Source organism: Tsukamurella sp. TY48 (assembly GCF_019656655.1).
GTDB lineage: Bacteria > Actinomycetota > Actinomycetes > Mycobacteriales > Mycobacteriaceae > Tsukamurella > Tsukamurella strandjordii.
The window spans coordinates 1,975,444-1,989,202 of the sequence record NZ_BPMV01000001.1 but is presented as its reverse complement, the minus strand read 5'-3'; the positions used below and the strand labels follow the sequence as shown (position 1 = coordinate 1,989,202).

The following is a 13,759-nucleotide window of genomic DNA, read 5'->3' as shown; positions in this document are numbered from 1 at the left end:
AGATATGCCTCACCTAAGCGGTGGCGTACGCTACCCCGGTGATGCATAGAACTCTCGCCCGCCGGCTCGCGCCCGCGGTCGTCCTGCTGGCCGCCGCCGTGGGCGTGGCCTCCTGCTCGAACTCGAACGACGGCAAGAGCTCCGGGAACGCCGACGTCGCCACGGGCGGCGAGCGCTTCGGCACGGCCGATGCGGAGACCGCGAAGCTCGGCACCGATGCCAAACCCGGCGTCTTCCCCCGTTCGGTGCGGCACGCGGCCGGGATCACCGAGATCCCCCGCAAGCCCGAGCGCATCGTCGTCCTCGATACCGGCGAGCTGGATTCCGTTCTGAGCCTGGGCATCAAGCCCGTCGGCATGGTCGAGACCGAGGGCAGCAGCCCGGTGCCGAGCTATCTCGCCGACAAGGTGGAGGGCGTCGAACGGGTCGGCAAGATCCAGAGCGTGAACATCGAGGCCATCGCCAAGCTCAAGCCCGACCTGATCCTCGGCAGCAAGCTGCGCGTGGACAAGCTGTACCCGCAGCTCTCGGCGATCGCGCCCACCGTCTTGTCGATCCGTCCCGGTTTCCCGTGGAAGGAGAACTTCCGCCTGGTGGGCGCCTCGGTGGGCGAGGAGACGAAGACCGTCGAGCAGCTGAACCGGTACGCCGACAACGCCAAGGCCCTCAGCGCGCGGTTCACCGGCGCCAAGCCCACGATCTCGCTGCTGCGGTTCATGCCGGGCAAGACCCGCCTGTACGCGAACAAGTCGCTGATCGGCGTGATCCTGCAGGACGCGGGCCTGCCCCGGCCGGCGGATCAGAACGTCGACGAGTTGGCGGTGGAGATCTCGCTGGAGAACCTGCCCAAGGCCGACGGCGACTACCTGTTCTACTCCAGCTACGGCAAGCCCGACGTGACCGGCGAGAGCACGGCGCTGGCGAATCCGGCGTGGTCGCAGCTGGGCGCGGTGCAGCGCGGTAAGGCCTTCCGGGTGGACGACGACGTCTGGTACCTGGGCCTCGGCCCCACCGGCGCGAACCTCATCGTGACGCAGCTGGGTGAGTTCCTGGCGAAGTAGCCGCCCCGGCGGGGAGCGCGCCTCCCCGCACATCCTCGGCCTCCCCTAGGCAGCTGCGTAGGGGAGGCCGAGGCGTTGTGGGGACACCGTCGCCCTGCCGGGACCTGCGCTTTGACACGCTGTGACATATGTTACAGCTGTGTCGCATGTTGTTCATGTGGTTTTTGTGACTTGGACAACGGAGTTGTTCTAAGGTTCCCCGCATGACCTCCCGTCGGAGTTTCCTGCGCGCCGGAGCCGCGACCCTCGCCGTGGCCGCGACCAGCACCGTGACCACCCGTTACGCCCACGCCGTCCCGGGAATCGCCACCGCCACCGGCACCGCGGGGACCACCCTCGACCGCGTCTGCGTCCCCGGGACCGCCCGCGCCGGCGGCTACCGCCCGCTGGTCCCCGGCACCGGATGGCCGCTGTACGTGCGCCAGGAGCTGGCGACCGCGGGAGCCGCCCGCGAGACCTCCCGCGCGCCCCTCGCCTCCTTCGTGCAGATCACCGATATGCACATCGTGGACGCGCAGAGCCCCGCCCGGTTCGAGTTCGTCCACCCGTTCCAGGGCCCCGCCTTCCGGCCCCAGGAGACACTCACCACCCAGGGCGCAGTAGCGCTCGTGCAGCGGATCAACGCGCTGGCCGGCGGCCCCTTCACCGGCCGCCCCTTCGACTGCGTGATCACCACCGGCGACAACACCGACAACCGGGAACTGGCCGAGCTCAACTGGTTCCAGACGGTGCTCTCCGGCGGCACCATCGTGCCCAACACCGGTGCACCGGACCGCTTCGAGGGCCTGCAGGCCAAGGGCGCCGCACTGTACTGGCAGCCCGAATCGCCGTACTGGGACATGTACAAGGACAAGGGTTTCCAGCAGATCCCCGGATTCCTCAAGGCCGCGATCGGTGCGCACACCAGTCCGGGACTGCGCACCCCCTGGTACGCGGTGGTGGGCAACCACGACGACAGCCTGCTGGGCACCCTGCCCAACGGCATCGCCGACTGGCTCTACCTCTCGCCCGTCAAGCTCGACATCCCGCACACCGATCCGGCGGCGCTCGCGATCGCCCGCGCGCTCACCACCGATCCGTCGCAGCTCGGACCGATGCTGGCCCAGCTCAAGCTGTCCGGGCCCGTCATCCCGGTCACCCCGGACCCGAAGCGGGCACCGTTCAGCCCGCGCGAATTCGTGCGCCGGCACTTCGATCCCGCGCTCACCGGACCCGGCCCCGTGGGCCACGGCTTCGCCAGCCCCGACGGCCCCACCTGGTACACCTTCCAACTCGCTCCCGGCGTGATCGGCATCGCCCTCGACACCACCAATAATCTCGGACTGGCCGAGGGCACCATCGGCGAGAAGCAGCTCGCGTGGCTGCTGGCCCAGCTCAAGGCCCACCCGGACCAACTGGTGATCGTCTTCAGCCACCACACCTCGAAGTCCATGACGGCGCTGTTGCCCGACCCCGAGGAGCCGGGCGAGAAGCAGTACGACGGCAAGGTGCTCGTGGCCACCCTCGCCCAGCATCCCAACGTGATCGCCTGGGTGAACGGGCACACCCACAAGAACGAGATGATCGCGCATGCCGGACCCACGCCGAAGCAGAGCTTCTGGGAGATCAACACCGCCAGCCACGTGGACTTCCCGCAGCTGGCCCGGATCATCGAGGTCGCCGATAACCGCGACGGCACGCTCAGCCTGTTCACCCCGCTGATCGAAGCCGACAGCCCGGTGACCGCCAATCCGTCCGACCTCAGCGCGCAGGGCCTCGCCAGCCTCTACCGCGAGCTGTCGTACAACGATGTGCACCGCGACGACACGCTGCTCGGCGCCGAGGCCGACCGCAACTGCGAGCTGCTGCTCACCCACCCGCTCCGGTGACCCGTCCCGCGGCGGGTGCGGTTGCGCCGCGCCCTCCCGGGACAGCAGACTGGATGAGTGACAACAACTGTGGGCACCATCCGGATCGCGGGGGCCGGACCCGCCGGCCTGACGCTCGCCGCGGCCCTCCTCGCGGCCGGCACCCCACCCGAGCGGATCGTGGTGCACGAGACGATCGACGAGGCCGCCGCCACCGGCGTGGGCGCCTTCCTCGGACTCTCACCCACGATCTTCGGCGCGCTCGGCGTGCGGAGCGAATTCGGCCCGGTCGCCGAGCTGTTCGCCCAGGCGCCCCGCATCGACGCCATCCGGCTGGTCCAGCCCGACGGTGCCGACCTCACCCGCCCGCTGCCCGCACCGCTGCGCATGGTCACCCGGCACGGCCTCGTGGCCGCGCTGCTGGACGCGGCGCGGGGCCTCGGCGCGGACGTCCGCTTCCGGTCACCGATCCCCGCCACCGACGAGACCTCGACGGACCACTGGACGATCGGTGCCGACGGGGTGCACTCCACCGTGCGCCGGTCCCCCGGATTCGCCCACCTGGCCGCCGCCACCGCGCCCGGGACCAGTGCCCGCTTCGCCCCCGGATTCACCGGTCCCGCACCCGATCCGGCGCCGAACGTGCTCACCTTCTTCCGCGGCGACGGGGGCTCCGCGGCCGGCTTCCTCACCGACGCCCGCGGCACCCTCGCCTTCACCCGCACCCCCGACGGTGCCCGTCTCGGGGAGCTCGGGTTCAGCCTCGGCCCCGATGTCCTCGCCGCCCTGGACGCGCAATCCGGTCGGCCGATCCAGATCTGGGAGACCGCGCTCCCCGAACGCCTTCCCGGCGGCGCCAATCCGTGGCGTGCGGGACGCTCCGTGCTGATCGGCGATGCGGCACACGCGAAATCGCCCGCCTCCGGCAGCGGCGCCGCCGATGCCATCACCGACGCGCTGCACGTGGCCCCCGCACTGAACAGCGGCTCCGAGGCCGCGGTCACCGCAGCCCTCGATGAGCTCCTCGACCGCGAAGCCGTCCGCCGCACCCCGCCGCCGCGCTGATCGGGCGCCCGCGGGACGGCACCCCTGCCCACGGCGGCCGCGGAGGCGTAGCGTTGAGGCCAGGAGCCATTCGCAGCTTCCGATCAAGGGAACGACCATGAGCGACAAGTCGCCACGGCAACACATGTCCAAGACCTCCGCCAAGTCGATCAAAGAGAAACGCGCCGACAAGCGCGCGAAGGTGGAACGGACCTTCCACGACCACCTCGATCCGAAGCGGAAGTGACGGCGCACCGGGCGCCCGCGACGCTCGGCATCGTCGGCACCTCGGCGAAGGAGAACGAGTACCGCCTGCCCGTGCACCCCGCCCACCTGGCCCGCATCGACCCCGGGATACGCGCCCGCACCACCCTCGAACGCGGCTACGGCACGCGTTTCGGGTACTCGGATGAGGACCTCGCCGACACCGTCGGCGGATTCGCCGACCGGGAGACGGTGATCGCCGAATCCGATGTGGTGATCCTCCCGAAGCCGCAGCACTCCGATGTCGCGGCCCTGCGCGAGGGCGCCGTCCTGTGGGGCTGGCCGCACTGCGTCCAGGATCCGACGCTCACCCAGATCGCGATCGACCGCGGCCTCACGCTGATCGCCTTCGAGGCCATGAACCACTGGGCCGTGGACGGCGGCGTCGGCGTGCACGTCTTCCACAAGAACAACGAGCTCGCCGGGTACTGCTCGGTACTCCAGGCGCTGCAACTGACCGGATCCACCGGCGATTACGGTCGGCGGCTCACCGCCGTCGTGATCGGATTCGGGGCCACCGCACGGGGCGCTGTGACCGCGCTCAACGCCCACGGTGTGCACGACGTCCAGGTGCTCACCAATCGCTCCGTGGCCGCCGTGGGGTCACCCATCCACTCGGTGCAGATCACCCAGTTCGATCACGATGCCCGCGCGCCCTACCTCAGCCATGTGATCACCGACCGCGGCCGGATTCCCCTGGCGCCCTTCCTCGCCGAGCGGGACATCATCGTCAACTGCACCCTCCAGGACACCGACCATCCGCTGGTGTACCTGCACACCGAGGACCTCCGCGAGTTCCGCCCCGGCACCCTGATCGTGGACGTCTCCTGCGATCTCGCCATGGGGTTCAGCTGGGCGCGGCCCACCAGCTTCGAGGCGCCGATGTTCGAGGTGGGCGACCACATCGCCTACTACGCGGTCGATCACAGTCCCTCGTACCTGTGGAACTCGGCCACCTGGGAGAACAGTGAAGCACTGCTGCCCTTCCTCGATACGGTGATGGGCGGCCCGCTCGCCTGGGACCGCGACGAGACCATCCGCCGCGCCATCGAGATCCGCGACGGGCGCATCGCGAATCCGAACATCCTTTCCTTCCAAGGACGTTCGGCGGAGTACCCGCACCGGCCGGGGCTGCCAGCCGCCGGGTGACGCCGTCAGAGCCCGCGGGCCACCAGCGCCTCACCCATCAGGTCCGCATCGCGGATGAGCCGCACCAGCACGGTGGGCAGCACCCTGATCAGCGAGGCGCGCTGCCCGCGCGCCCAGGCCGCCTCGCGGGTCTGCCGCACCACGGCGATCACCGTGGGGATCGAGCGGATCGTCAGGGCCACCAGCAGTTCCACCCGCCAGCCCAGCAGCCGCCCCGCGAGCGAGGCGAGATCGGTCACCCGCGTGGTGAACACCAGCAGGTTGCCGGCCAGCACGCCCACCAGCAGCTGCCCCACGGGGGCGACGGCGGCGCGCGCACCGTCGGGCCAGCCCTGGCTGAGCAGGTAGAAGCCGGTGAGCACCGCGGCGAACAGCAGCGCGGGCGCCACGGCCCGCCACAGGTGCACCGGCCGCAGCCGCGCCACCGGGAAGAGCGCCGCCACGGCCACCGCGGCCACCGCGAGCGGCACCGGACGCGGCACGATCGCGAGCACGGTGACCAGCGCCAACATCGCCACCAGCTTCACCCCGGCGGGAAGCCGGTGAACCGGCGAATCACGCGGAACGTACTGGCCGATCACTGCGCCGCCAACTCCCGGTAGGCGGCGATCGCCGGGGCGGGGGCACCGTCGAAGACGATGGCCCCGTCGTCCATCACCAGCACCCGATCGAAGTCGTCGAGCAGCTCCAGGTGGTGGGTCAGCAGGATCACCTGCTGCTCCAGCGCCGCGAGCCGGGCCCGCACCTTGAGCACGTTGCGCAGATCGAGCAGCGTGGTGGGCTCGTCGCACACCAGGATCTTCGGCTCGGTGACCAGGACGGACGCGAAGGCCAGCATCTGCTTCTGGCCGGAGCTGAGCAGCTGCGCGGGCGCATCGGCGTGGTCGGCCAGGCCGAACTCGGACAGGATCTCGGTCACTCGTGCGGCGATCCGGGCGGACTGCGCACCGTCCGGCCGGGAGCGCCGCCGGCCGCGCGGCCGCAGCGAGAGGGCCACGTCCTCGGCGGGTGTGGGCATCACGATCTGCGCCGAGGCATCGGCGAACATGAAACCGACCTGCGAGCGGACCTCGGTGCGGTGCTTGCGCACGTCCAGGCCCAGGGTCTCGACGGTGCCGCGGTCGGGCACCACCAGACCGTTGAAGGTGCGCGCCAGCGTCGACTTGCCCGAGCCGTTGGCGCCGATCACCCCGATCCGGCGCTCCGCCAACTCCGCCGAGACGCCGCGCAGCACGGTGCGCTCGTCGTAGGAGTGCCAGACGTCGTCGAGAACGATCACGCCGCGCGCTGCGCGATCCTGGGATAGGCCCGCACCACCGTGACCGTGACCAGTGCGGTGATCGCCACCTTGATCAGATCGCCCGGCAGGAACTGCACCGCGTTCGTGGCGAGCGCGAAAAGGCCGCTGCCGGTGCGCCACGCCGACCACGGGATGCCCACCGCGTAGACGATCACCATGAGCCCGATCACGTTGGCCAGGGCCACCTTCCACACATCGGTGCGTCCCCAGCGGTCCACCAGGTAGCCGGTCACCAGCGCACCGATGATCGCGCCCACCAGATAGCCGCCGGTGGGGCCGGTGAGCACCGCGGGCCCGCCGCGGCCGCCGGCCGCGATCGGCAGCCCGATCACGATGAGCAGCACGTACAGCGCCACCGACGCACCGCCCCAGGGGAACCCGAGGAGCGTGGCCGCGAGCATGAACCCGAGGGTCTGCAGGGTGATCGGCGTGATGCCGCCGAAGCTGATGCCGGGCGGCATGGCGAGCACCGCCATGAGGGCCGTGAACACGGCGATCAGAGCCAGATCGCGAGGGGTGGCGCGGTAGCGCGCAGCGTTGAACACGGTTCAAGAGATAACGGGGCGCTCGGCTACAGTCAAGTCCGTGGCCATCAATCGACAGGACGTGCTGACCTCCGCGATCGGCGTCCTCGACACGGTGGGGCTCCCGGACCTGACGATGCGCCGCGTGGCCGCCGAACTCGGGGTGGCTCCCGGCGCCCTCTACTGGCACATCCCGAACAAGCAGTCGCTGCTCGCCGCGATCGCGGACACGATCCTCGCCGATCCCGCTCTCGCGGCCGCCGCCTCGAAGTCACGGATGCGCTGGGACCGCCAGCTCACCGGCTACGCCCACGCGCTGCGCGGCGTGCTGCGCCGGCACCGCGACGGCGCCGAGGTGGTCTCCGCCTCGCTGGCCTCGCAGCTGGGCACCCGCAACCTGCACACACAGCTCGCCGAGATCGCCACCGCCGCGGGAGCCAAACCGGCCGACGCGCACGCCGTGGCCCTCACCCTCGCCCACTTCGTGGTGGGCTTCACCTTCGAGGAGCAGACCCGCGAGGCCATGGCCCGGGCCGGCGCCGCCGCGGGCGAACTCGACGGGCCGGGCACCGACCGGGCCTTCGCGGGCGGGGTCGACCTCATCGTCGACGGCCTGCGCGGGCGACTCCCCGCCTGAGCCGGGCTCAGGCGATCAGCGCCGCCGCCCGGTCCACCGCATAGCCGTAGCCGGCGATCCCGCAGCCCGCGATCACCGCGACCGCCAGCGGCGAGACGTAGGAGTGGTGCCGGAAGGACTCACGCGCGTGCACATTGGAGATGTGCACCTCGATCACCGGGATCTCGGGGATCACCAGCGCATCGGCCAGCGCCACCGAGGTGTGCGTCCACGCCGCCGGATTGATCACGATGGCCGCGAACTCCTTGGACCGGGCGGCGTGATGGATCCACTCCAGCATCTCGGCCTCGTCGTTGGTCTGGCGCACGTCCACCGCGACCGACGCGGCGGCGGCGGCGCGTTCGCAGACCGCGACCACGTCCGCGTAGGTGCTCGACCCGTACACCTCCGGCTGGCGCACGCCGAGCATGTTCAGGTTCGGTCCGTTCAGCACCAGGATGACAGGGCCCATGGAGCGATAGCCTAGCCTCAAAGGGTCCGACACTTTTGAGATCGAAATCCCACGGCGTGCGCAGCAAGGCTTCGGCCATGTAGGGTGCTCTGTATTCGTAAACACTGAAGGGAGGGCCTGATGACCACGTTCGCGGCCAAGCTGAACCGACTTTTCGAGGTGGTACATCCTGCCGACCGCGGTCCCTACACCTCGTCCGAGTTCTGCCGGATGGTGGAGGAGAGCGGCGGCAAGCTGTCTGTTCCCTACCTCTCGCAGCTCCGGTCGGGTCGTAGCTCGCGTCCCGCGTACGACATGGTCGCGTCCATCGCGCAGACCTTCGGCGTACGCGCGGAGTACTTCTCGGACCCGCTGTACGAGCGTGAGGTCCTCGCCGACCTCGAGCTCACCCGCGAGCTCCGCGAGTCCGGCATGCTCGAGATGGCACGCCGCTCGGTGAAGCTCTCGGCGGATCGTCGCGCCGCACTCGCCGGCCTCCTGGCCGAGTTCGAGGCGGAGGAGAACAAGGAGGGCACCGCCGAATAAGGCGGTCCCGCAAGCCACTCGACAGGGCTCAGCGCACCCGCTCCATCAGGGGCGACGTGGTGTGCTGGGCCCTGCTCGTTATCGCGGACACCCAGCGCGCCATGCGCCAGCCCGGAGGCGGCGCCAGATCGGCCGCCGTGATCGATCCGTACGGCGCCGACAGGTCGAGCCACGTGGCCACCGCCCGCGCCCGCTCGGTGGTCGGATCCTCGTCGTGCAGTGGATCGCCCGGACGCGCCAGCAGGGCCCACCCGTCGAGCACCACACCGGCACGGGCGTCCACCGTCTCCACCCAGCCGCCGCCGGGCCGCACCACCGCTTCCAGGTCCGGGAACAGCTCACGGACCTGCTCGTACGCCGGCCGGTACTTCCACCACTCCCGGGTCGCCACGATCACCGTGCCCACCCAGGACGCCATCAACACGAGCGCCCAGCTCGCGAACCCCGCATCCAGCATCAGCCGGTTCAGGCGCAGGACCCACACGTTCAGCTGCAGATGCTGGAGCAGGAAACCACCGGCGATGACATTGGCCACCGCCACCACCGCGAGGATCACGCCGCCGCCCGCGAGGATCCGCAGCTGCGGGCGATGCATCCGGGTACGCCGCGAGGCGCGCCACGTGGACCTCGCCACCACCAGCGCGGTCAGCATCAGACAGCTGTAGACCAGCGCCGACTCCAGCGCCTGGCCCACCACGCTGCTGCTCATCAGCAGGGTCGGATCCGCGTGCCGGACCGCGATCGCGTTGCCCATCACCAGCACCCCCGCGATCACCAGCGGCAGGACCCGCACCACGATGCGCTGCCGGGAGACCTCCCCGTCGAGCGCGAGCGCGAAGACCAGCGCCCCGACGCAGGCCACCAGGAGCAGCAACCGCTGCAGGGTGATGACCTCGGTCTCGTGCAGACCCGCATGGGTCAGAGCGCCGATGGCCGCGGGCGTGTCCACGGTGACCATGACGGCCAGTGCGACAGCCGTCAGCAACGCAGCACCGGCCGGCATGTTCCGATTGGTCTGCCAGCGACTGAACCGTTCCAACGCTCCGAGCCACAGGATCGGAGCAACGAGCGAAGCGATCATCCGAGTAGCTCGTCCACCACCGCGTCCACCGAACCGGCCGTGCTACCCGCGGCGACGCGCCGCACCAGCATGGTGGCGAAGGATTCCGCTTCCCGCTCGGCCTCGGCGGCCTTGCCGGCATCCGGATCGGACGAGCAGCCCTGCGGATGATCCAGCACGAGATGACCCAGCTCGTGCGCGAGGGTCTGCTCGGGTGTCGCGATCCCGGTCGAGACCAGGAGGAGGTCACGGGCGTCGTTCTTCAGCCACATGCCGAAGACGCCGACGGGCAGCGCCTGCCGCCGGACGTCGATCGGCCGGCCCCGGTGTTCCGCGTATGCGGCGACCACTTCGGCGATGGTCCTGGGACCCGCACCGGAGGTCGGAGTGACGGCACGCACGACCGAGCGCACTGCGCGCGTGGGTCGATCGATGCCAGCCATGCCCAAACGATACGTCCGATCGTCCGCGTTCAGTGCAGAGAGCGTCCGCTGAGCAGAATTCGCCAGGAGCGAATGTGCATCCGCCCAGGTCGGCGACCGCTCTCGTGGTCATTGCGACATCGAGACCGGTACGGGCGGGCCGTGCGGCGGCGACGATTAGAATCGCTGAGTGCCCGAACCGTCCACGGCCCAGCGCGCCGCCCGCACCACCGCATGGACGGCGGCCCTCACCGGCGTCCTGGGCGTTCTGTTCGCGCTCCTCACGCCGTTCATGCCCGTCAAGCAGGCGACGGCGGCCCTGGACTGGCCGCAGCGCGGCACGCTCGAGTCCGTCGCCGCGCCGCTGGTGTCCTACGTCCCCGACCGGCTCGACGTGCGCGTGCCCTGCTCGGCCGTCGGCCGGCTCCCCGGCGGGGTGGGCACCCTGGTGGCGACCGGTCCGGTGGATTCCCCCGACACGCTGCGGCGCGGCCTGTCGATCGCGGTGGCCGGCGCCGCGGACGCACCGCCCGAGCAGCGCCGGCTCGAGGTGATCGTCCGCAACACACCGCTGCTCAGCGTGCCCGTCTCCGAGCTCGCGAATCCCGCGTGCGGCGAGATCGTCTTCACCGGCGACGCCGAGCGGGTGCAGGCGGAGGTCACCGGCCTCAAGGCCGCCGACGGTACGCCGCTGGCCGGCGGCAAGGAGAACGGATTCGACTACCGCCCGCAGACCGTGGGCGCGTTCACCCAGCTGACCGGCCCGGTGACGGCCGAGACCGCCATCCGCTTCCACGCCACGATCGACACCCGCTACACCACCACCCCGTCGATCCTGCGGTGGATCACGATCCTGCTGGCCGTGGGCCTGATCCTCGCGAGCCTGGTGACGCTGCACCGTCTCGATGTGGCCGCCGACGGCCGTCGGCACCGCCGGGTGCTGCCCGAGGGCTGGTGGCGGCCGAGCAAGCTGGACAGCACCGTGCTCGCGGTCCTGGCGGCCTGGCACTTCATCGGCGCCAACACCTCCGACGACGGCTACATCCTGACCATGGCCCGCGCCGCGAGCGAAGCGGGCTACACCGCCAACTACTACCGCTGGTACGGCGCGCCGGAGACCCCCTTCGGCTGGTACTACCAGGCCTTCGCCTGGCTGGACGACATCAGCCCCGCGAGCCCCTGGGTGCGGCTGCCCGCCCTGCTCTGCGGCATCGCGACGTGGCTGATCATCAGCCGCGAGGTGGTGCCGCGGCTGGGCCGCGCGGCGCGCTCGTCGACCACCCTGTGGGCCGCGGGCGGCGTCTTCCTCATCTACTGGATGGCCTTCAACAACGGCCTGCGCCCGGAGCCGGTGATCGCGCTCGGCGCGCTGCTGACCTGGTGCTCGGTGGAACGCGCCATCGCCACGGGCCGGGTGCTGCCCTTCGCGGCCGCCGCGATCGTCGCCGGGTGGACGGTGGCCGCCGGCCCGACCGGGATCATGACGGTGGCGGCGCTGCTCGCGGGGGTGCGCCCGGTGGGGCGCCGGATCCTGCACCGCGCCCGCACCGGCCCCGTCGGGTTCCGGCTGGGCCTGATCGCCAACGCCGCGCCCGTCTTCGCGGGCGGGGTGCTGCTGGTGCCGATCATCTTCTCCAAGCTCACCGCCGCGGCCTTCTTCGCCAAGACCGCGATGCAGTCCTCGGTGGGCACGGTGGTCGACACCAAGAAGTGGTACAACGAGATCGACCGCTACTCGGCACTGTTCACGTTCACCGCCGACGGCGGCGTGGCCCGGCGGTTCGCGGTCCTGATCACCCTGTTGTGCCTGCTGCTGGCCGGTGCCGTGCTGCTGCGCAAGGGCCGGGTGCCGGGCACCAGCCTCGGCCCCGGACGCCGCGTGGTGGCCGTGACCTTCGGCGGGCTGCTGCTGCTGATGTTCACGCCCACCAAATGGACGCACCAGTTCGGTGCCTTCGCCGGCCTCGCCGGTGCCCTCGCCGCGCTCACCGCCGTGGCGATCGCCCCCGTCGCGATGCGCAATCCCCGGAACCGGGCGATCACCGCGGCCTCGGTCTTCTTCGTCCTCGGGCTCTCCTTCAGCGGGCCCAACGGCTGGTGGTACGCCAGCAACTACGGCGTCCCGTGGGGCACCTCGACGGTGCTCGCGCTCGGCACCGTCTTCTTCGTGGCCTCCGTGCTGTCGGTGTTCGCCGCGGGATGGCTGCACTTCCACGAGCCGCAGCAGGCCCCCGCGCCCGCCCTCGTCACGCGCATCGTCGGCTTCTTCGGTCGGCAGTCCCCGATCACCTGGGCCTCGGGCGCGGTGGTGGTGCTGTGCGTGGGAACGCTCACCGCGACAACGGTGCTCACCCAGTTCTCCTCGTACTCGGTCGGCAAGGGGAACCTGCGGGCCCTGGTGGGCGAGGAGTGCAACATGGCCGATTTCGTGCTCACCGAGCCGGACGCCACGGGCGGCCTGCTCACCCCGATCGGCGGCGACGTCCGTGGCGGCCTGGCCGGACCGGGCACCGTCGGCGTGACGCCCGACGGGGTCCCGCCGGTCATCAACGCCACCACCTCGTCGGGCACCGACGACTCGTCGACCTCGCTGGACGCGATGGTCCGGCTGCCGCAGGAGACCACCTCGGGCCGCACCGACCGCGCCGGCATCAACGGCTCGCACATGAAGCTGCCCTACGACCTCGATCCGGCGCGCACGCCCGTGCTCGGCTCGTACTCGGCGGAGCAGCAGGAACGGGCGAAGATCGTCTCGCAGTGGTACCCGCTGCCCACGGGCGACGACCGCCCGCTGCTGACCATGTCGGCGGCCGGCCGATTCACCGACGACGAGCTGTACCTCGAGTACACGACGGCGCCGCCCACCGGCCCGGATCTGCCGGTGGCGGGCAAGAAGGGCTTCATCGACATCGGGCCCAAGCCCGCATGGCGGAACCTGCGCCTGCCCCGCACGGACCTGCCCGACGGGGTGACCGCCGTGCGCCTGGTGGCGATCGACGACGATCTCGCGATCGATCACTGGCTGGCGGTGACGCCGCCCCGGATGTCGAAGCTGGTGACCGCCCAGCAGCTGATCGGTTCCACGGACCCGGTGCTGGTGGACTGGACGTCCGGTCTCAGCTTCACCTGCCAGCGACCCTTCCTGCACCGCGACGGCGTCGCCGAGGTGCCGCAGTGGCGGATCACGCCGGATCAGAACCTGTCGCCGGTGACCACCGAGTGGGAGGGCACCCTCGGCGGCGGTCCCGTGGGCTGGACCCAGATGCTGCTGCGGCAGGAGAAGGTGCCCGCATATCTGAAGGGCGACCTGGGGCAGGACTTCGGTGAGGTGATGCGGCTGACGCCGTACACGCCGGCCCGGCCGGCCGATCTCACGGTGGGCAGCCGCACCGTGTGGGGCACCCATGTGGAGGCCCCGATCCGGAAGGACAAAACGGACTCCTGACGGCCCGTTCCTGACCGCCGAGGGGACCGC

14 protein-coding genes are annotated in these 13,759 nt (G+C 70.8%); 8 read left to right on the top strand and 6 right to left on the bottom strand.

Annotated elements, in window-relative coordinates; translation table 11 throughout:
• Positions 1–41 precede the first annotated feature (41 nt).
• The 5 genes from TTY48_RS09605 to TTY48_RS09590 all read left to right on the top strand — a co-directional run bounded on the left by TTY48_RS09605 (position 42) and on the right by TTY48_RS09590 (position 5,365).
• Complete coding sequence (locus tag TTY48_RS09605) at positions 42–1,061, top strand: ABC transporter substrate-binding protein (RefSeq protein ID WP_220658524.1); 1,020 nt, start codon at positions 42–44, stop codon at positions 1,059–1,061.
• Positions 1,062–1,264: 203 nt separating this feature from the next.
• The gene (locus TTY48_RS09600; protein WP_220657282.1) at positions 1,265–2,929 is read left to right on the top strand and encodes a TIGR03767 family metallophosphoesterase; all 1,665 of its coding nucleotides are present in this window, start codon (positions 1,265–1,267) and stop codon (positions 2,927–2,929) included.
• 57 nt (positions 2,930–2,986) lie between these two features.
• Positions 2,987–3,973 carry an FAD-dependent monooxygenase gene (locus tag TTY48_RS21320; RefSeq protein WP_304941247.1) on the top strand — a complete coding sequence of 329 codons (987 nt, stop codon included), beginning with the start codon at positions 2,987–2,989 and terminating at the stop codon, positions 3,971–3,973.
• Positions 3,974–4,070: 97 nt separating this feature from the next.
• Entirely contained in the window at positions 4,071–4,199 is a 129-nt protein-coding gene (locus tag TTY48_RS21315; protein WP_255585603.1) for a hypothetical protein, read from the top strand.
• The gene (locus TTY48_RS09590) at positions 4,196–5,365 is read left to right on the top strand and encodes a N(5)-(carboxyethyl)ornithine synthase (RefSeq protein ID WP_220657281.1); all 1,170 of its coding nucleotides are present in this window, start codon (positions 4,196–4,198) and stop codon (positions 5,363–5,365) included. The genes TTY48_RS21315 and TTY48_RS09590 overlap by 4 nt, the downstream gene beginning before the upstream one ends.
• Before the next feature lie 5 nt (positions 5,366–5,370).
• Here TTY48_RS09590 and TTY48_RS09585 read toward each other — a convergent pair whose 3' ends face one another.
• From TTY48_RS09585 to TTY48_RS09575, 3 genes are read right to left on the bottom strand one after another with little or no spacing between them, the layout of a single operon-like run.
• Positions 5,371–5,946, bottom strand: a complete 576-nt coding sequence (locus TTY48_RS09585) for an energy-coupling factor transporter transmembrane protein EcfT (protein WP_220657280.1) — start codon at positions 5,944–5,946, stop codon at positions 5,371–5,373.
• A complete protein-coding gene (locus TTY48_RS09580; protein ID WP_220657279.1) occupies positions 5,943–6,644 on the bottom strand; it encodes an energy-coupling factor ABC transporter ATP-binding protein in 702 nt (233 codons plus the stop codon). Before TTY48_RS09580 ends, TTY48_RS09585 begins: the two co-directional genes overlap by 4 nt.
• Positions 6,641–7,210 carry a biotin transporter BioY gene (locus TTY48_RS09575; RefSeq protein WP_220657278.1) on the bottom strand — a complete coding sequence of 190 codons (570 nt, stop codon included), beginning with the start codon at positions 7,208–7,210 and terminating at the stop codon, positions 6,641–6,643. The genes TTY48_RS09580 and TTY48_RS09575 overlap by 4 nt, the downstream gene beginning before the upstream one ends.
• A gap of 40 nt (positions 7,211–7,250) precedes the next feature.
• Here TTY48_RS09575 and TTY48_RS09570 point away from each other — a divergent pair, with 40 nt between their 5' ends.
• The gene (locus TTY48_RS09570) at positions 7,251–7,826 is read left to right on the top strand and encodes a TetR/AcrR family transcriptional regulator C-terminal domain-containing protein (protein ID WP_220657277.1); all 576 of its coding nucleotides are present in this window, start codon (positions 7,251–7,253) and stop codon (positions 7,824–7,826) included.
• Positions 7,827–7,833: 7 nt separating this feature from the next.
• Here the strand turns inward: TTY48_RS09570 and aroQ are convergent, their stop codons facing one another.
• Positions 7,834–8,277, bottom strand: a complete 444-nt coding sequence (aroQ, locus tag TTY48_RS09565; protein WP_220657276.1) for a type II 3-dehydroquinate dehydratase — start codon at positions 8,275–8,277, stop codon at positions 7,834–7,836.
• A 120-nt stretch (positions 8,278–8,397) separates the two neighbouring features.
• Here aroQ and TTY48_RS09560 point away from each other — a divergent pair, with 120 nt between their 5' ends.
• Entirely contained in the window at positions 8,398–8,802 is a 405-nt protein-coding gene (locus tag TTY48_RS09560) for a transcriptional regulator (RefSeq protein ID WP_220657275.1), read from the top strand.
• A gap of 28 nt (positions 8,803–8,830) precedes the next feature.
• On the opposite strand, the gene TTY48_RS09555 is transcribed toward TTY48_RS09560, so the two are convergent.
• Positions 8,831–9,883 carry a hypothetical protein gene (locus TTY48_RS09555; protein ID WP_220657274.1) on the bottom strand — a complete coding sequence of 351 codons (1,053 nt, stop codon included), beginning with the start codon at positions 9,881–9,883 and terminating at the stop codon, positions 8,831–8,833.
• Entirely contained in the window at positions 9,880–10,305 is a 426-nt protein-coding gene (locus tag TTY48_RS09550) for an ImmA/IrrE family metallo-endopeptidase (protein WP_220657273.1), read from the bottom strand. Before TTY48_RS09550 ends, TTY48_RS09555 begins: the two co-directional genes overlap by 4 nt.
• Positions 10,306–10,474: 169 nt before the next feature.
• Between TTY48_RS09550 and TTY48_RS09545 the strand changes: the two genes are divergently transcribed.
• Entirely contained in the window at positions 10,475–13,729 is a 3,255-nt protein-coding gene (locus TTY48_RS09545) for an arabinosyltransferase domain-containing protein (RefSeq protein ID WP_255585602.1), read from the top strand.
• The last annotated feature ends 30 nt before the right edge of the window (positions 13,730–13,759 follow it).

Bases quoted from the DNA above. Each gene is read 5' to 3' on its own strand.
- TTY48_RS09605 (WP_220658524.1), top strand. From the start codon at position 42: ATGCATAGAACTCTCGCCCGCCGGCTCGCGCCCGCGGTCGTCCTGCTG.
- TTY48_RS09600 (WP_220657282.1), top strand. From the start codon at position 1,265: ATGACCTCCCGTCGGAGTTTCCTGCGCGCCGGAGCCGCGACCCTCGCC.
- TTY48_RS21315 (WP_255585603.1), top strand. From the start codon at position 4,071: ATGAGCGACAAGTCGCCACGGCAACACATGTCCAAGACCTCCGCCAAG.
- aroQ (WP_220657276.1), bottom strand. From the start codon at position 8,277: ATGGGCCCTGTCATCCTGGTGCTGAACGGACCGAACCTGAACATGCTC.
- TTY48_RS09560 (WP_220657275.1), top strand. From the start codon at position 8,398: ATGACCACGTTCGCGGCCAAGCTGAACCGACTTTTCGAGGTGGTACAT.
- TTY48_RS09555 (WP_220657274.1), bottom strand. From the start codon at position 9,883: ATGATCGCTTCGCTCGTTGCTCCGATCCTGTGGCTCGGAGCGTTGGAA.
- TTY48_RS09550 (WP_220657273.1), bottom strand. From the start codon at position 10,305: ATGGCTGGCATCGATCGACCCACGCGCGCAGTGCGCTCGGTCGTGCGT.